Raw genomic sequence first — 15,427 nt, 5'->3', positions numbered from 1 at the left:
ACAGTATATCCGTGAGCGGTGCTGGGGCAGTCGACTACTCGCTTGATTATACAGCCCGTACCGGAACCGAAAACCCGAGCATCGACATCAACGGCGACGGCTCCACCGATGCAAGCTACTCTGGCATCCTTCAACCAGGACAGACAGCGACGGTCAGCGCATCGAACGTCCCAACCGGCTCACACACTGCGACGGTCTCACTTGACGATGGTAAAGTCGATACAGACCTCTCGTTCACCGAGCGCACGGCGACAAAGAACCCGTCGATAGATATCAACGACGACGGGACGGCTGATGCCTCCTATGACGGCGTTCTGATGGATGGCGAGACGGTCACGCGGTCGCTGCCGGACATCGAATCCGGGTCACAAACGGCACAGGTGGCGACCGGCCACAAGGTCGGCGTCGAAGCCGGCTCGACGATCACCACGACGACCGAGGACCCAACGCTGGATATCGACGGCGACGGCATGGCCGAAGCGGAATACCTGGGCAAGCTCAATGAGGGCGAATCCCAGACCGTCCAGATTGACCAGTTCGACTCGTCGGTCAGCAATGCCACAGTCGGCACGCAGTCGGGCGCTGTCGACGTGGCTATCGGCTACACGGAACGCACGGTCACCGAGGACGCTGGTGTCATTATCAACGGCCAGCCGGTGCGGATGTCCGGCACGCTCAGCCAAGACGACACGACGACGCTCATGGCAAATCAGAGCTGGCTGCAGTCCGGCCAGAACAACGTCACCGTCGTCGCTGGCGATGGCGACACCGGCACTGATGCCCCAGCGCCGACCGTCGACGTTGACTACCAGCACGAGCTGACGACCCGGCGGGCGGTCACCTTCCAAGACGAAGCGTTCAGTGAGCGCTACAACATCTCGCGAACGTACCTCTCCAGCCGCGAGAGTGCCACGCTGACGATACCGCACGCACAGAACATCATCTCCCTGCGGTCGCTCGAAGTGCGGGTCGGCCAGTCCGGGAGCTGGACCCAGATACCGGCGTCGGCCCGCACCATGCAGGGCACCGAACTGCAGATCGACATTGCCGAACTGACCGGCGGCACCGTCCCGAAGGGAACGACCGTCGAAGTCCGGTCGGTCGGCTCGAAGGTCGACGTTCACAACGGCGCGGTGACTGTCCTCGATGCGACATCCGTCGGGACCGACCTCGATTCGCGGGTCCGGCTGGACAGCTGGGCCAGCGATGCCTACATCAGCGTCGGGAACACGTCACAGCCCCAGCAGCTTCACTACGGCGTCAACGAGAGTTACTCGGCAGAGGGCGATTACGCCGAACTCTCGACACGCCACGCCCAGCGGGTTCACTTCCCGGAAGCCACTGCAGGCAGCGAGGTCGGCGTCCGAACCGCACCCGTTCAACTCTCGCCGGTCAATGGCACTATCCGGGCGAGCGTGCCAGAACAACAGACGAACGCCACCAGCCCGGCGTTTACCGTCGCTCCGGGACAGCGCTCGGGTGAGTCGTTCACTGTCGAGTATCTGGGCGCGACCGAAGGCTCGTGGTACGGCGTCTATGAGGTTGACACGACCAAGCGATTCGACCGCGTGCAAGGCCGTGAGCCGATGACGGTGCCGAAAGACAACATCGATTCGGTGATTCGAGTCAAAACGGCGTCGGCACCGACGGCCAACCCGGACGGGGCGTCGACAATCTTCGGCGCGGCCGACCAGGGCAACCTCGTCGGGCTGGTCGCACTGTTCGGCTCGATTGCGATGCTGTTCGTGATCGGCCGGCGGCCCAAGCGCTCCCGTAACGTGGTTGACTCACTCGCGGCCAGCGCCGGGGCGGCTGCCGGACAGCTGCCCCGCGTCGGCGGGATCGTCGAGGACGGCGTCACCAGCAGCATCGAAGCGCTCGGTGACGCCATCGTCACGCTCGGTGAGAACACCATATTGACCAGCGCTGTCGGCGCGGCGGCACTGGTGGCAGCCATTCAGTCGGGCTACATCGATATCGGACCGGAACTGGGCGCGATGCTGGCGGTCACCGGTCTCGCTATCGGATCGCTCGTATTCCTGCAGCGGATCGGCGAGTTCACGACGGCCCGGTGGATTGCGATTGTCGGTGTACTCGGTGTTTTGGCGCTGCAATGGCTCGGTGAGGGCGACCTGCTGACAGCGCTGGTGAACTCCGATGCGTTCGTGCTGGTGGTGGTCATCGCTGGCTTCGCGGTCATCCAACTCGTGCGAGAGTATCGCGCGAACAACTCGCCCGATGACGACCAACCGCAGGTGAACATCATCGCTCGTCGCAGTGGCGGCAACAGAGGGAGTGACGACTGATGTTCGACTGGTTCGGCGCGCTCGTTGCCGAGTTCGGGAAAGAGGTGGCGCTGGTCACTGCTGTCGTGTACGGCGGCTACAAGTTCCGGCGTATCAAGAGTATCATCGGCGGGCTGGTGGCGGCCGTCGGCACAGTCGCGACGTTTGGCGCGCTCACCGTCGGGGCACTCGTGCTGGGGATGGCGACGGGCTGGGTCAGCGTCGACGTGGGCCAGATGATCGGTGATATCGTCTCTGGGGCTGGCACCGCGTGGGACGTGGCCGGGAAAGGGGCCGTCGACTGGCTCACAACGGAGGTGCTTGGATGACGGACCTCGGTGGCGTCGAGGACGACCCGGACTGGGCGGCCTTCGCGAACCTCTCGCCGGTCGCACAGACCTGCCTGCTTGTGGTCGAAGCCCACGACGGCGACGGCTGGCGCGGACTCATCGCACAGAAAGCACAGGAGGGACTCGGCACGAGTGACCGCTGGGTCCGGGAACAACTCTCGGAACTGGAAGCGGCGGGGCTGGTCGAAGCGTCGGGACCGAACAAGCGACGAGAAACGTACTCGGTGACCGAGGACGGCCATGAGGTGCTGGCCGGGATGCGGGACAGTCTTGACCGGGCGCTGGGGGGAGACTCGTGATTGTGCCCGAGGGTTCGTGGGTTGCCGAAGCCCGCGGTCACCCACGGAAGCTCGCTTCGCTGGTCGTCGGGCTGGGGCTGGTCGGGATCGGCGGCCCGATGCTGTGGTGGCTGGGGCTCGCGCTGTCGAGTCTTGCTGTCGGGCAGTTGGTAGCCTACTGGGGCGATGAAACGGACCCGGCCGTCGACCGGAGGGCAGCATGAGTAAGCGAATCTGCGTGCCACATCCTGGGGTAGTGGGCGTGGTCGTGCTGGGCTTCGTCGCGGTGGCGCTCGCGATGGGGGCGGCCGGCGCGCTCTCGGACACTGCAGGCCCGTCCGTCGAACTCTCTGGCGCTGACAGTGTCTCGCCAGGGGACTGCCATCTGCGCGGGCACGCGGACCCCGGAAGCGCTGACCGTATCCTGATAGATGTCGCTGGCCGTGAAACGGCCTCCATGACCATCGACAGGCCGACAACGTGGGGATTCGACGTGCCAGCGAACTCGACGGTGACTGCTGTCGCGGTTGACTTCGGTGGGGAAGCCGATGTCCTCGCCGAGCGCCAGCTGACCGCCGGCTGCACTCTTACGGAGGGGCCGTGATGCTCTTCGCTGTTCTATCGCTAAGTGGCTCTCGCGGTCGGGTCGTTCATCATACTGCAGCGGCTCGGTGAGTTCACAGTTGGCCGATGGATCGCAATTGTCGGGGTCAATTGTGTCGTGGCACTGCAGACATTCAGTGGCGGAACCCCACTGAGGACGCTGGTTACCCCCGACGTTTTCGTGCTTGTGTTGGTCGTCGCCGGCTACGCGGTTGTCCAGCTCATGCAGGGAGATCCTGTCTGAGTAAGGAGGTAATTGGGATACCTCTAGAAGTCGTTGTCTTGTTCAGACTGGACGGCGTTCTCAGTACTGACTAACTCTATTCACTTCCGTCTGAGTTCCTCCGCTGCGTCCGATTCTGATGTCGCGTTTATCGCTGCAACGACTTGCTCACGTCCTTCTGCTACCATCTCAGCATCGATCATTCCATTTTCATCCGGGTGGAACGGGCGTACATCAGTACCAAGCACGTACTCGAAGATATTTTTGTACGTAATCATCGCGTCCAGAGCGGACTCTAACCTGTGCGACATTTCTTCATCAACTGCACCAAACTCGGCTTCGTTGAATTCCTCAATTGCTTCCGTCGCCTCAGTCAAGCGGGCACCCATCGCAGCCAACTGGTTGTCTAGTCGCTCAATATCCTCCGCTAGTTCCTCGATACGTTCAGTCGACCCCCCAGCTGGACTACCCCCCTTCGATGTGGACAACGATAGGGTGGAATTTTCCGTAACCTCATCAAGTGCTTCTCGCCCCTTCTCAGTGATTTCGCACGACCGTGGACCCCACCCCTTCTCAGTCATCGATGCACCGTAGCTCTTGATGTAGCCTAGTTGGTCTTCAGTGAACCCACGAGAGTTACCAGCATCACTCTCTGAGTTGAGTCGATACTTCACCTGGGACTTCGATAGCGATGTGTTGTCTGTGATAACAGTCACCGTGGCAGGCGCTTCTCCGAGCTCCGTTCCGTCGTACTCGTCCGGGTTGTCAGAGACATCTCTGACGATAGTTAGAAACTCGATATCTTCGATGCTTAGCTCGGACTCAGTACTCTCGGCCATCTTCTTGCCCCCTTGTTATAATCTTAGGGTGTTATATTTTACCCTATCCTAATAGGATAGCCTAACGCTATTACATCCTGTCCTAATACCTGTCCTAATATTATACTATTCCTGTCCTAATAGTGCCATAATTTTAGGATTCCCTGTCCTAACTTCTGTTGTAAAATTAGCCTACCCCTGTCCTAACCCCTGTCATAGAATTAGCTTACCCCTATCCTAAACCCTACCATAATTATCATACATCCTGTCCTAATAGATGTCCTAATCTTAGGATATTATAACTCTATTCAGCACCGTACCGCAATTAATAGTGGGCACACCCCCCATGAGGTAGCGACGAAAGTGAGGTCACAAGGGGGACGAGTGACCAAGAACTCGCAGCGAAGCCAGTGTGCCCATCGTGTGCGACGAGGGGTGTAGAACTATACACGAAATCTGATAGATAGGGTATGTTGAGAGCGTCGACGACGAGTCCCACACCCGCACACGCGCACATGGCTTCCCATGTGGCGGTACACACGAAGTCCATGTCCTGAGTACAAGAGACATCGAGCCACGTGGAGAGCACGCTGAACATCGAGAGCGCGATGAACACATCAGGCCCACTTCGTCTCGAAGAAGGACGCCGTCATGGGGACACGCAGGCGTCATCGCTTCGATAGGCCAGCCTGTCCAGGTGACGGAATGTGCGGTATCCAGAGTGGGACAAGCCATACCCGAATTGTGGCGTTAGAAATCGTGAGCAGTAACTCAGCGGAATCTGGCGGATCACAAACGGACTTTTTTGTAGTCACATACTCTAATATTGAATGAGGACGCAGGACACTCCCTTGCCTTTGTGGCGGGGACTGACCTGGTAAGCATGTGCGGTCACAGCGTACGTATGCTGACGTCCGGCGGTTCATTTCCGTTACAACCCATCAGCAGGTAGTCCCGTACAACATCAGATTGCAACCGATTTGCGAGTGACTGGAGTGGTTGACTGCCCCAGACATCATCTGTTGAGGGGCGGCGTCCTTCGATCCATGCAGTCGCACGGTCGTACCTTTGTTGAGGCTGTCAACAATCGCGGGAACGAAGACTGTATAACGTACAGGGAGGATCGTCTGAGACATTCCAAGAATGATCACCTCTCTGGAGATCATAACCGATCCCCCAATGCCGGCTTCAGGGAGTTGGCTTCTGATGTATCCTCGGTATTCTGACAACGGCTCACGAGTTACGAGAGCAAGTCTTCCAGGTCTTCAGCACTGAGTGCATTCTTTTCTGCTAAGTAGTCTTCAACACTCTCAACATCGTCCATAGATGTCGCCACAGAAAGGAAAGAATCAGCCAGTGGATCGTATGTCGCTAATTCCGACTGGCTATACTCGTGCTTATCGTCGATATAGAGCACAAAGATGAGGTGATACGTTGCGTTGCCTTCTGGAATATTTTCGACGATCTTCGTGTAGAGTCGGCACTGGTCTCCTGCTGTAAGAAGGTCAAGACTACCTATCGTTTCGTGTCTGAATTGACTGGGGAGATTAGCGCTCGCAGCGATGTCCAAGAGCCTGCTCAGTATCTGCTGCTGTTTGCTCCCATCCAGAGATTGGAGGTTTGAAAGAGTCTCCTCTGCAAAAATGACATATGTTTCTTCATCAGACAGCGGAACTCGGCTCACAGAGCGAACAGAGACTTAGAATTTCAGAACGTCTTCGATATCCGACTTGCTGGCAGTATCCCCATTGATGATATCGTCCATCCCATCAAGTAGCCCAATGGGCACTTGGGGGAAATCGGAGTCACCATCTGCCTTTCGTGACGGCGAAGGCGACGGCGTCTCCTCATCCAGTTCGGTCATATATGTATACATATAATCCTCAGCTAAATAAGTAGTGGTGGTGGTAGTCCTCCGGCTTTGGTATTGCTGACTGCCTGCCACTAGGGACGCGTAACTCGGGCAGGCAACAGCTGGTCCGTCTGAATACTGCTTTCTCAGACAAGTCGCTGACCGGTCAGTACAGTGAGAGCAAGTTGCGTCAAGTTGTGTTGTTCGGGTCAAGCGCGTAGTAGACGACAGTCATTGAGACGCCCATCGCGATCGGGCCGAAACTTCCATCCCCCGGCAGCAAGCTTCTAACAGCGAATACGGCCGCCGCGGAGATGAGGCCGACGAGCAGAGCGTACGAGAGGCGCGAGAGGCCCCGTACTCGGTTGTCCAGTCTACGGTACAGATGTTGGAGGGCATCCATACGCCCGAATACCGTCAGCGGAGGGATACCTCTTTTTGTTAAACACGCACACTTACTGAGCTGCCAGTCCAGCATCGATGGTGCTGAAATTAACCGTCTTGTGAACTGTTCTTCGACACTCCCCCTGACTAACCAACACTGGGCCGCTTCTACCACCGACTGTTGGTTAGCGAGCTACCACTCCCGGAAGTACAAGGGGGGTTTACATACCAGTCACCCATCAACTACGGATACACACTCGCGCCGTCATGGGACCTGCCTCTAACAGGTCCCGGCGCGGGGTCGCAAACTGTCAGGAGTGGTCTCGGAAACCATCGCAACCCATGCCAAACAGCTACGCAAGTCGTCAAAAGGATAGAGTATTGCTGTCGCGCTCAGGCCGTCGCCACGACGTGTAAGCGTGTCATAGAATCGGTCTCACGCAATTGGGCCACTCATCGTCTATCATCATGAGGAATACCACGCGGGATTCCATTTCTTCAGAACTACTGTTACAGCCGTCGCACAGCTAATACTCACGAGGAGAATGATAATAGAGTTGGTCAACCGCTGTATACCAGTCATGTTGGTCCGATACCAAGCAAACACTGCGACAGTTATGCCGATAACTGTGATACTCACGATCTCATCTCTGCTCAAGTTGCGTATCAAGCTGGCAATGGAGGACATGAACGGAAATTGCACAGTTCAGGGTGAGTAAGCTATTGAACCCAATTAGTATCAACCAGTGGCCAAAACATCATTCCCTTGGCCGGCTGTGAACAGTTCTATGACACGCTGCGTGTTGGTGCTCGTTCTGGACGGGCGTCGGCTGGAGCGTCAACCCAGCCAGCGCCAGCTCCTGGAGGACTTCAGGTGAGTCGCCGTCGGTCTCCCGAAGCGCGGCGTCGAGAAACAGCAAGTCCTGAGTCAATCGATTGTGGTAGCCTGGTCAGTACTGCTGGCTTGGTCCAAATCAGCAATCGCTCCAGCCATGCCGAGAAGCATCAGTCCGTACCCAGCAAACCCCGCCGGGACTGATGCCTGGAGAAGTAGTGAGCCAGTGAATGCTCCAAGGCCACCGATAATAGCTCCTCGTTTCCTTGTTGACCGAGTGGGACTCCCACGGGAAAGAGACACCCACTGCTGCTTATGTGCTAACATCATTGACGTTACCGCCCCATAGAGTGGGAGAAGCGAAAGCATGATCAAGTGGTCCGCTGTGGCGAATGCTACTGCAAGCGCCGTCACTGCGAGTCCAACGCCTACTGAGATGATGTATCGGAGGGCAGGGCGCATACACGAAATTTCCGCGTTGTTTAGATCCGCAATTGAGTCTTTTTGTGCATCGATCCTCCCGATTGATGGGATGCCGCTGGACTTGCCTGTCGCCGACAGTTTCACAGTCCCGGTGGAGGTCTCTGCGGCATCGATACCAGGCCCAGCATTGAGGACGCCAAGGTCCTCAGCAACCTGTGCGCCATTATTCTCGATTGTCAGGCTGATTGGACTGTCTTCGTCGTTTAGCCCCAGAAGATCGTCCAGATAGTCTCCGTCGCCATCCTCGTCAAGGGACCAATCCATTACTGCCATCCCGGCAATCGTCTGGATGAGGGACCGCCGCGTGGTGTCGATACTACCGTCTACTGGTTTTTGTGTGTCTGACATAGGAACCTCCGAATGTTTGCGAGCGTCGATCCGGGTTTTATCAGGGCTTAATAGCGGCCGTCATAGGCGTAAACAAGCGCCTCTGCGCCATCCTCCCAGCCGGTCGTACTGCGTTAGTGATGTCTAAATTATAGATTTCGTCTGAGGCGAGTTGGCTTAGAGTCAAAAACAATAATATCGGTACAATTTAGATTTTTATATGGCAATCCAAAAGCTTCGTCAAGCACGCCGAAAAGCTGGATTTCGAGGGATGATTAAGTCAGCCGTCAGTTCTATGAAGCATACGAGAAGACCAGATTCCCTGCTGTTTCATACGAATACAATTACCGATATCGACGAGTCTACCCAGTTCGAGATTAGCAATCGTATTGAAGTAGGCATAGGAGACCGTGGGGCGACGCACCCACGGATTGGAAGGTCGAAGTTCGAATCGCACAGTGGTTCAACCGTCGCCCACACCGGAAACCATAGAGCGAACATTGGCCCCGCTTCGATTGTTCATATAGAGGGCGATTTTCGGATGGGCGATTCGAACATGAATTCTCACGGTAGGATCTTGTGTGGTAACGAAATCACAATCGGCGACGGGTGTGAACTGTCATGGGATGTTCAATTATTAGATGATGACCGTCACAAGCTCAGCATTAATGGCACTGAGTAGCCAAGGTCGGGGCCAATACATATCGGCGACAATGTTTGGATAGGGCAGGGTGTGACAGTTTTGAAGGGGGTTTCAATCGGTGACGGGTCTGTCATCGGTGCTAGCAGTGTCGTGTCCAAAGACATCCCACCCCAATCGCTGGCAGTTGGACAACCGGCGAATGTTGTGCGTGAAGACGTCGCGTGGAGCTAATATTTGTCACATTATTCGGTGTTATCTGACAATGCATCGTTGGCGAGTGTTTTGATGGTCTCCGCATCCCCTTTGTTGGGATCTTGGCGCATTCGTTTCGCGTCGATCATGAAATCCTCGACGTCGGTCTCGTCGAAGGGGACTTTTGCGTTCGTCGTCCAGTAGCCAAAGAGCAACTCAATCGCGTTCCAAAACGTCTCATCGTCAACGTCACCAAGCCGGACGCCAGTCGACTCTCCGCCAGATATGCACCCGTCTCGCTTGTTGACACGAGCGGCCCGCAGATGCACACGGTTACCGTCTCCGTGCGGCCGCGCGTACGGGTCCGACAACTCGACCGGCGTCTTGGCCGGATCGTCGAGGCTGGCCCCGCAGAGTTTCGGCGCGACATCCCGCAGAATCTGAAAAGTCGTGTGGCGGGCCTTGTCGCTGACGATCTCAGTCTCGTCCCACTCGGTGCCGCCGTCGTGATGCTCGGTGGCGACGGTCTCGACCTCGGGGTCGCCCCACCAGTCGTCGCGGCGAGGGCCTGAGGCGTTCGGCTCTTCCTCGTGTGGGCTACGGTCAGCGTCAACGGGGTCGGGAAGACCGAGATCCTCGCCACGCTTGACGGTGGTGTCGGCCGGCGCGAACGCCGAGCTTTCGCGGCGCTGTCGCTCGCTGTCGCTGGGGCTATTGTTGGTTGACATGGGTGGTGAGAGAAACGACTGACGAGTGAGCCGATTAAGGCTCACAAGCACACGCCGATTGGTCGGCCAGCGCGGCCGTTCCCGAGCCACGTCCGTTCCGGCCTGTCAACCGGAGCGGCGTCCTCGGGGGGTCATCCCTCGCGGGACCACGACGATGTCCTGTTAGCTATTACAACTCATGCAACTAGCTTAAACCTGACGACAGTGCAGTAAGATATTCTTACTTATTCTCTTGATACCTGTGTTTCGCTCGGATATTCACCTGTAGCTCTGGCAACTTCTAATTTTTTCATCCGTTGCCAGTCGTCAATCACAGCTCGCAGTAAGTTGCGTTTACCCCCCTCCGCAGAGGCAGGGAATTTATTTTGCATCTCCTCGAAGAGTTCCTGAGGGATATCGCCCTCAAGGTGGACGGTCTCATCATCCATGCCCGTCCGTTTTCTGGCGGTCTGAAATAAGCGTGCGGGAGTTTATCTGCGCTCACCACGGCGATCTTGAAGTGTCTCAGCCCACAATTCCCGTAGGTTAGTCTGGCTACCAGACGCTGTGTACAACATCGAGAGCACTGATATCAGCAACACGACTGTGATTAGAGTCCAAGACCAATGCGTAAGGATGGGTTGTGCGGCCCCTTCTGACAATCGCGTATCTTGGCCGATGAAATTCGGCATTTTGTACACAGGCATCAGGGCTAAATACGCCAGCGGACGGATCGAGAGTGTTCCTGCAATAATAGCTACGTGAGTTCGTAACCGATCTGGACCTATCGCAGCGCAATACCCAAGACCCAGCAAGACAGGCAACCATCGATAGATCGGAGCATACGGGTAAACCAATACTGCGGGTATCATGGGTATCACCAGCGCCAGTTCTGGGACGGTAAACTCTCCCCGAATGGCCCAAATTGCAGCTGCTACCGTGGTTACCGGGAATAATTGAAGACCCAGTGTTGTTGATTCTCCGATGAAGTAACTAACCAGAGACTGAGCAGAAAAGGTTGTAATCGGACGATCTTTGAACAAAAATGGGTGTGAGGTGTCCAGGGCTGCTGTAATGCTCTCTGGAGCCATCCAAAATAGGAGGCCGGCAGTCAAGCAGGTGATCGGAAGCGCGCCCAAGATGATTTCCCGGTAGTGCGACCGATAGCGAATGAGCAACACGAGTGCCGCTATTGCCGGATAGATTTTCAGCGATGTCGCAACCGCGGCCGATGCACCGGCAAGGGCCCACCGTTCGTTGTGGACAGCGACGAGCATACTAACCACCGCTAATGCGACCAGAGCGTCAGACTGTCCGAAGAACCCTGTATAGTATATTGTAATAGGAGTCCCCAGCACTAACAGTGCCCAGTGACGCCGATCAATATCTGTTGGGAGGTACACAATAGTAACCAGAGCGCCGACGAATAATGTCTTGAGCGCAAATATAGACAGGTAATTTGGTGGTGTAATCAGATGACCCAGCAGTTGTATCGGGGACAAAACTACGGCAAAAAGCACGTATGGAAGAGGGGCATATGCTGAGTGTGGCAAGGAATATACCGGCGTCCCGGATGTCACAGCTCCAGCTGCCGATAAAAATGCCCCCACATCTGTATCCCCATAAAAGAAACTCCCTCCGAGAATCATCGCCAAAGCGTATGTACCCACGGCGACATCGAAAGCAGACAGATTATCTACACTCAGACGATCGGTAAAACGAGTGAGACCGCGGCCCACACTGTCCAATAATTTGTTTTCACCATCCATATGGATGGCATGGATAAGCAACTGGAAAAGACCAGCGACACTGCCAGTTTATATTATGCCGTCGCGACGACGATCGCCACGTCAGCCTGCGAGAGCTTGGGTCGCAACGTCAGCCCGACGAGTGCCAACTCGCGGAGCACCGCCGGCGGGATGCCCTCCGAGTGTAGCGCCGCGTCAAGCGTCTAGCGGTCGTATTGACTTTCGCTTGGCGGGAGCACGTCGACACCGGCCGTCTCGTGAGTCACTGCAAGCGTTCGGGCCGCCCGGCGGACCTTCCGGCGGTGTTCGGCGGTACAGTTGCTCATTGCTCGTACCCAGCCACGAGGTCGCCGACGAGCGAGCCGCCGACATTTATCAGGACCTTCACGACATCTTTGCCAGAAAACGTACCCAGAGCCATTTACTGCATGAACTCGGGCAGTTCGCCATCTCCGGTCGTGTTATCTTCGGGGTCAACCCCCAACTCTCGGAGTTCTTCGTCGGTGGGTTCGTGGCCGCGTTCGCCCTTGTAGCCCGCGACCGCATCGTCAAGCATTTCCAGAGCGTCCTGACGATTCTCGCCCTGTGTAGTGACGCCGGTTTCGACATCCGTGATTACCCACGAGTCTCCCTCGCGCCACATCCGAATTTCGTCCTCGTGGGTCTCGTCGCGCGTCGAACTGGCCATATCTCTAGTTGCTGTATGGGTGGCATAAGCGTTCGGCCAGCAAAGACGGAATGGGGGGGTGAAACAACGGGAATCGGTCGCCGTGGTGTTGGGAGGTGGTGGTAACGACCGATTGCCCGCGCGGCAGCCCGGATGCCCTGATAATAAAAGCAGGTTATTCGGTTCGGTCAGGCCGTCGCCACGACGTGCTGATGCTCAGCCTGCGTGGGGGTCGGCTGGAGCGTCAGGTCAGCCAGCGCGAGCTCCCGAAGCACTTCAGGCGGGACGCCGTCGGTCTCTCGCAGCACGGCGTCGAGCGTCCAGGCGTCGTGTTCCGAGCGCACCGGCGGCGTCGTCTCGACCACGGCGGTCGGGGCAGTCTCTCGCAGTGCTCGGGCAGCCCGTTCGACGCGCTGGCGGTTCTCGACCGTACAGCGAATGGTCTTACTCATGCTTCCACCGCCTGGACGAGATCGTCGACGATGGTGCCGCCGACGTGCGGGCCGACCGCCCAGCCGCGTTCGTCCTGCGTGTACTCGCACCAGCCTGCGAGTGTTTCAAAGGGCGTCTCGGCGAGTGGGACTTTCTCGGCTTGGTCGTCGCTGGCAACAACAGCGACGGCGAATTCATACGAGTCCCAGTAGTGGGCCGCGCCTTCACCGTCGACGCCCAGGAAGAGCGGGCGACCCTGCGTAAGCAATTCGCGGGCGGTACGTTCCTGTGGATGTGCGTCAGTCGTGCCGACAGATTTACTAGTCGGTGTCGCAGATTTGCTCATGGGTTTTCGCACCACGGAAGCCCGGCCTGCGTGGTGGACACACGCGGGCACTTCTACACTCCAAGTGTCCCGAGTGGCCGGCCTTCCGTGCCATATTGTCCGGACCACACGGGCTTAAGCGTTATGTTCCGGACCATGTGGTGGGGAAAACATTATCAACCCCCACCGGCTTCTAGGAAATATGAGCAATCGCGCACGGAACGACTCTGGGAAGTACACGGACAAACTGACCGAACAAGACGTGCTGAAGGCGTTCGACTACGAAACCACGCCGGAAGAGCCCATGCTGACTGCCACCGAGATCACCGACGCGCTGGCCGAACACTTCGATATCGAAGTCAGCAGCCAGACGGTTCGCCGTCGGCTGGGAGAGATGGAAGATGCGGGTATCGTCGCAAGCAAGAAGTTCGGTGCCTCTGCTGTGGGTTGGACCGCGCTCGTCGGGCCGCGGCTCGCCGACGACGTGGCTGCCGAGGCCGACCGCCGGCTCGAAGAAGAGGAATTTGTCAGTCTCGACGAGGCCTGAGGTCAGATGGCAGATGTGTTGTTGGCCGAATCGGCCACCGACGAGTTAGCGTCGTTCCAACCAGATATCGAACAACGTATCCGCGACAAACTGAAGCAAGCCGGCGAGAACCCAGACCACTACCTCGAACGGCTACAAGGACGAAAAACCTTCAAATTAAAAATCGGCCGCGAATACCGGGCCGAAATCGACTGGGACAAAAACGAATCCGTCCTTCGTGTTCTCCGAATCGGCCACCGCGACGGCTTCTACGACTGAACTATACAGACGACGCTCATAGCACTTATACAGATGGGCCAAAAGGATTTAGACGAAACGATGGCGACAGGCTCGACCAGCCTTTCCAGACAACGAGACATTCCATCTACGTTAGGCCACGCTATTGGCTTGCTCGCCATTGGATTTGTCGGGAACGCAATTTATATCCCAATCGCACTCCTGCCAACGGTGATACTGTTGGTGCTCAGCGATGCAACCAGTCCAACAGTGTTTCTGACGCCGATGTTCGGCGTCTACATCGCTGTGATGATGGGTTCGATCACCTCCAATCTCGAACGGATGTACGAGAAGGAACCCAAAGCAGAACCCGAAAAAGAACCAACCGAAGAGGAAAAAGAGCCAATCTTTCTGGGATTCCAGACCGAGAAAGAAATACGGGATTTCGTCCGTCGTGCCACGATAGTCACACTTCTAATGATTACCTACATGAACGTCTTGTATCTCGCCGCAACTATCTCTGTGCAAACGCTCCCGGCATACGCACTCTATCTTGGCGTGTTTGTCCCAGTCATGGACAGAGTAATCTACTCAGCTGTGGGAACCTCGCCTGGTATTCTCCTTATCGAAGGGCTAGCACGGCTAGTCGTTCTATTCGGTATCGTCGACGACATCGACCTGACCGTTGTACGGCAAGCCAACCTCCTCTCGTTAGCTTAAATTTCGCCTGGCGGCAGCGTCGTCAGACACCAATCAGTAGCAGTAAACGCGGTCGCAATACCAAACGAGATCTGCAGAAACTGTTCCGACAGCAGCTCGGTATTACTAAGAATGGGATAAGGAGCTATCACAGCTGCGGCCACGACAGCCATCGTTCCAGTCAACCAAAACCCGCCCTCAACAACCACTTTTCCAATTGCTCCAAGGAACGTCTTTGGCAGACCGCGAGCGTGGTAGTACCTACTCAATCGCTCTTTCCAAGTCATCAATCACTCCGACTCCAAGTACTCGCGACCGGCGTCGGTAATCCGGTAGAATGGATTTCCACCTGTCTCATCTATTTCGAGATAGCCGTCTTGGACAAATTTCTTGCAAATAGACCGGACATAGCCCTTGGAATATCCGACATTTCGAGCTATATTGCTCGCGCTCAGCCAGATATCAGCGTCCTCCAGAAGCTTCAGTACGGCTTTTTCGGCATCCTTCATTATTCGGAAATCCGGTTACCCGCAGTTCTGGACAGACTTACAAAAAGACATAGCATATCTGGCAGAATGTTCGCCTTAACGTATATGCGGAGAATCGTAAAGACGTATTACCGTATATCCGGATTCCCGGAAACACTAAGTAGAAAGGATGGTATTCTTTTCACTAACAACAGTCGTCATTGGGTCAGTAAGGTCCATTTAACGTGGAAATGGGCCCGTGTGACGGCACGGACCCGATGCGGTTGTTGCCAACCAATGATAGTGGACAACAACAACCGCGCTCGGAGTTATTCGAGCGTACTGG

General features: G+C 56.4%; 21 protein-coding genes and 2 pseudogenes. 9 read left to right on the top strand and 14 right to left on the bottom strand.

Features of this window, described 5'->3' with window-relative positions:
- The 5 genes and pseudogenes from DVK01_RS19975 to DVK01_RS19955 form a co-directional block, all read left to right on the top strand.
- Positions 1-2,306 (top strand): annotated as a pseudogene (locus tag DVK01_RS19975) (hypothetical protein); the annotation flags it as partial.
- Entirely contained in the window at positions 2,306-2,614 is a 309-nt protein-coding gene (locus DVK01_RS19970) for a hypothetical protein (protein ID WP_101352053.1), read from the top strand. The pseudogene DVK01_RS19975 and the gene DVK01_RS19970, both read left to right, overlap by 1 nt.
- Complete coding sequence (locus DVK01_RS19965; protein WP_101352052.1) at positions 2,611-2,934, top strand: transcriptional regulator; 324 nt, start codon at positions 2,611-2,613, stop codon at positions 2,932-2,934. The genes DVK01_RS19970 and DVK01_RS19965 overlap by 4 nt, the downstream gene beginning before the upstream one ends.
- 2 nt (positions 2,935-2,936) lie before the next feature.
- Positions 2,937-3,137 (top strand): hypothetical protein, encoded by a 201-nt coding sequence (locus DVK01_RS19960; protein WP_232794602.1) that lies wholly within the window; start codon positions 2,937-2,939, stop codon positions 3,135-3,137.
- Positions 3,134-3,517 carry a hypothetical protein gene (locus tag DVK01_RS19955; RefSeq protein ID WP_147435210.1) on the top strand — a complete coding sequence of 128 codons (384 nt, stop codon included), beginning with the start codon at positions 3,134-3,136 and terminating at the stop codon, positions 3,515-3,517. The genes DVK01_RS19960 and DVK01_RS19955 overlap by 4 nt, the downstream gene beginning before the upstream one ends.
- Before the next feature lie 323 nt (positions 3,518-3,840).
- On the opposite strand, the gene DVK01_RS19945 is transcribed toward DVK01_RS19955, so the two are convergent.
- The 5 genes from DVK01_RS19945 to DVK01_RS19930 all read right to left on the bottom strand — a co-directional run bounded on the left by DVK01_RS19945 (position 3,841) and on the right by DVK01_RS19930 (position 8,459).
- Entirely contained in the window at positions 3,841-4,578 is a 738-nt protein-coding gene (locus tag DVK01_RS19945; protein WP_121538539.1) for a hypothetical protein, read from the bottom strand.
- A gap of 1,219 nt (positions 4,579-5,797) precedes the next feature.
- Entirely contained in the window at positions 5,798-6,241 is a 444-nt protein-coding gene (locus tag DVK01_RS19940) for a hypothetical protein (RefSeq protein WP_101352132.1), read from the bottom strand.
- Positions 6,242-6,256: 15 nt separating this feature from the next.
- Entirely contained in the window at positions 6,257-6,421 is a 165-nt protein-coding gene (locus tag DVK01_RS21940; protein ID WP_157829477.1) for a hypothetical protein, read from the bottom strand.
- A 178-nt stretch (positions 6,422-6,599) separates the two neighbouring features.
- Positions 6,600-6,812 (bottom strand): hypothetical protein, encoded by a 213-nt coding sequence (locus DVK01_RS19935; RefSeq protein ID WP_101352131.1) that lies wholly within the window; start codon positions 6,810-6,812, stop codon positions 6,600-6,602.
- A gap of 909 nt (positions 6,813-7,721) precedes the next feature.
- Complete coding sequence (locus DVK01_RS19930; RefSeq protein WP_121538537.1) at positions 7,722-8,459, bottom strand: hypothetical protein; 738 nt, start codon at positions 8,457-8,459, stop codon at positions 7,722-7,724.
- 676 nt (positions 8,460-9,135) lie between these two features.
- Here DVK01_RS19930 and DVK01_RS22950 point away from each other — a divergent pair.
- Positions 9,136-9,312: a DapH/DapD/GlmU-related protein gene (locus DVK01_RS22950; RefSeq protein ID WP_121538535.1), complete on the top strand. Its 177-nt coding sequence runs from the start codon at positions 9,136-9,138 to the stop codon at positions 9,310-9,312.
- Positions 9,313-9,323: 11 nt separating this feature from the next.
- Here DVK01_RS22950 and DVK01_RS19920 read toward each other — a convergent pair whose 3' ends face one another.
- The 7 genes and pseudogenes from DVK01_RS19920 to DVK01_RS19890 all read right to left on the bottom strand — a co-directional run bounded on the left by DVK01_RS19920 (position 9,324) and on the right by DVK01_RS19890 (position 13,173).
- Positions 9,324-10,001, bottom strand: coding sequence for a hypothetical protein (locus DVK01_RS19920; RefSeq protein WP_121538533.1), 678 nt, complete (start codon positions 9,999-10,001; stop codon positions 9,324-9,326).
- Between the two features lie 224 nt (positions 10,002-10,225).
- Positions 10,226-10,429 carry a hypothetical protein gene (locus DVK01_RS19915; protein ID WP_121538531.1) on the bottom strand — a complete coding sequence of 68 codons (204 nt, stop codon included), beginning with the start codon at positions 10,427-10,429 and terminating at the stop codon, positions 10,226-10,228.
- Between the two features lie 42 nt (positions 10,430-10,471).
- Positions 10,472-11,749: a glycosyltransferase 87 family protein gene (locus tag DVK01_RS19910; protein ID WP_121538529.1), complete on the bottom strand. Its 1,278-nt coding sequence runs from the start codon at positions 11,747-11,749 to the stop codon at positions 10,472-10,474.
- 53 nt (positions 11,750-11,802) lie between these two features.
- Positions 11,803-12,054, bottom strand: a pseudogene (locus DVK01_RS19905) (hypothetical protein).
- A gap of 95 nt (positions 12,055-12,149) precedes the next feature.
- Positions 12,150-12,416, bottom strand: coding sequence for a type II toxin-antitoxin system HicB family antitoxin (locus DVK01_RS19900; RefSeq protein ID WP_121538527.1), 267 nt, complete (start codon positions 12,414-12,416; stop codon positions 12,150-12,152).
- Between the two features lie 167 nt (positions 12,417-12,583).
- Positions 12,584-12,847, bottom strand: coding sequence for a hypothetical protein (locus tag DVK01_RS19895; RefSeq protein WP_121538525.1), 264 nt, complete (start codon positions 12,845-12,847; stop codon positions 12,584-12,586).
- Positions 12,844-13,173 carry a hypothetical protein gene (locus DVK01_RS19890; RefSeq protein ID WP_121538523.1) on the bottom strand — a complete coding sequence of 110 codons (330 nt, stop codon included), beginning with the start codon at positions 13,171-13,173 and terminating at the stop codon, positions 12,844-12,846. The genes DVK01_RS19895 and DVK01_RS19890 overlap by 4 nt, the downstream gene beginning before the upstream one ends.
- A 181-nt stretch (positions 13,174-13,354) precedes the next feature.
- Between DVK01_RS19890 and DVK01_RS19885 the strand changes: the two genes are divergently transcribed.
- From DVK01_RS19885 to DVK01_RS19875, 3 genes are read left to right on the top strand one after another with little or no spacing between them, the layout of a single operon-like run.
- Complete coding sequence (locus tag DVK01_RS19885) at positions 13,355-13,699, top strand: helix-turn-helix domain-containing protein (protein ID WP_121538521.1); 345 nt, start codon at positions 13,355-13,357, stop codon at positions 13,697-13,699.
- 6 nt (positions 13,700-13,705) lie between these two features.
- Positions 13,706-13,957: a type II toxin-antitoxin system RelE/ParE family toxin gene (locus tag DVK01_RS19880; RefSeq protein ID WP_121538519.1), complete on the top strand. Its 252-nt coding sequence runs from the start codon at positions 13,706-13,708 to the stop codon at positions 13,955-13,957.
- A 60-nt stretch (positions 13,958-14,017) separates the two neighbouring features.
- On the top strand, positions 14,018-14,635 hold the full coding sequence (locus DVK01_RS19875; protein WP_147435209.1) for a hypothetical protein: 618 nt from the start codon (positions 14,018-14,020) through the stop codon (positions 14,633-14,635).
- Here DVK01_RS19875 and DVK01_RS19870 read toward each other — a convergent pair.
- Both DVK01_RS19870 and DVK01_RS19865 read right to left on the bottom strand, forming a co-directional pair.
- Positions 14,632-14,901 carry a hypothetical protein gene (locus DVK01_RS19870; RefSeq protein ID WP_121538515.1) on the bottom strand — a complete coding sequence of 90 codons (270 nt, stop codon included), beginning with the start codon at positions 14,899-14,901 and terminating at the stop codon, positions 14,632-14,634. The genes DVK01_RS19875 and DVK01_RS19870 overlap by 4 nt on opposite strands.
- A 3-nt stretch (positions 14,902-14,904) precedes the next feature.
- Entirely contained in the window at positions 14,905-15,123 is a 219-nt protein-coding gene (locus DVK01_RS19865) for a winged helix-turn-helix transcriptional regulator (protein WP_121538513.1), read from the bottom strand.
- Between the last annotated feature and the right edge of the window lie 304 nt (positions 15,124-15,427).

It is taken from the genome of Haloarcula sp. Atlit-120R, assembly GCF_003665885.1.
GTDB classification, from domain to species: domain Archaea; phylum Halobacteriota; class Halobacteria; order Halobacteriales; family Haloarculaceae; genus Haloarcula; species Haloarcula taiwanensis.
This window is presented reverse-complemented; position numbering and strand designations above follow the sequence as displayed.

What these genes read in the sequence shown, in the direction of transcription:
- DVK01_RS19910 (WP_121538529.1), bottom strand. Translation starts at nt 11,749, where the DNA reads ATGGATGGTGAAAACAAATTATTGGACAGTGTGGGCCGCGGTCTCACT.
- DVK01_RS19970 (WP_101352053.1), top strand. Translation starts at nt 2,306, where the DNA reads ATGTTCGACTGGTTCGGCGCGCTCGTTGCCGAGTTCGGGAAAGAGGTG.
- DVK01_RS19875 (WP_147435209.1), top strand. Translation starts at nt 14,018, where the DNA reads ATGGCGACAGGCTCGACCAGCCTTTCCAGACAACGAGACATTCCATCT.
- DVK01_RS19885 (WP_121538521.1), top strand. Translation starts at nt 13,355, where the DNA reads ATGAGCAATCGCGCACGGAACGACTCTGGGAAGTACACGGACAAACTG.
- DVK01_RS19870 (WP_121538515.1), bottom strand. Translation starts at nt 14,901, where the DNA reads ATGACTTGGAAAGAGCGATTGAGTAGGTACTACCACGCTCGCGGTCTG.
- DVK01_RS19900 (WP_121538527.1), bottom strand. Translation starts at nt 12,416, where the DNA reads ATGGCCAGTTCGACGCGCGACGAGACCCACGAGGACGAAATTCGGATG.
- DVK01_RS19915 (WP_121538531.1), bottom strand. Translation starts at nt 10,429, where the DNA reads ATGGATGATGAGACCGTCCACCTTGAGGGCGATATCCCTCAGGAACTC.
- DVK01_RS19890 (WP_121538523.1), bottom strand. Translation starts at nt 13,173, where the DNA reads ATGAGCAAATCTGCGACACCGACTAGTAAATCTGTCGGCACGACTGAC.
- DVK01_RS21940 (WP_157829477.1), bottom strand. Translation starts at nt 6,421, where the DNA reads ATGACCGAACTGGATGAGGAGACGCCGTCGCCTTCGCCGTCACGAAAG.
- DVK01_RS19955 (WP_147435210.1), top strand. Translation starts at nt 3,134, where the DNA reads ATGAGTAAGCGAATCTGCGTGCCACATCCTGGGGTAGTGGGCGTGGTC.
- DVK01_RS19895 (WP_121538525.1), bottom strand. Translation starts at nt 12,847, where the DNA reads ATGAGTAAGACCATTCGCTGTACGGTCGAGAACCGCCAGCGCGTCGAA.
- DVK01_RS19965 (WP_101352052.1), top strand. Translation starts at nt 2,611, where the DNA reads ATGACGGACCTCGGTGGCGTCGAGGACGACCCGGACTGGGCGGCCTTC.
- DVK01_RS19865 (WP_121538513.1), bottom strand. Translation starts at nt 15,123, where the DNA reads ATGAAGGATGCCGAAAAAGCCGTACTGAAGCTTCTGGAGGACGCTGAT.
- DVK01_RS19920 (WP_121538533.1), bottom strand. Translation starts at nt 10,001, where the DNA reads ATGTCAACCAACAATAGCCCCAGCGACAGCGAGCGACAGCGCCGCGAA.
- DVK01_RS19945 (WP_121538539.1), bottom strand. Translation starts at nt 4,578, where the DNA reads ATGGCCGAGAGTACTGAGTCCGAGCTAAGCATCGAAGATATCGAGTTT.
- DVK01_RS19880 (WP_121538519.1), top strand. Translation starts at nt 13,706, where the DNA reads ATGGCAGATGTGTTGTTGGCCGAATCGGCCACCGACGAGTTAGCGTCG.
- DVK01_RS19935 (WP_101352131.1), bottom strand. Translation starts at nt 6,812, where the DNA reads ATGGATGCCCTCCAACATCTGTACCGTAGACTGGACAACCGAGTACGG.
- DVK01_RS19930 (WP_121538537.1), bottom strand. Translation starts at nt 8,459, where the DNA reads ATGTCAGACACACAAAAACCAGTAGACGGTAGTATCGACACCACGCGG.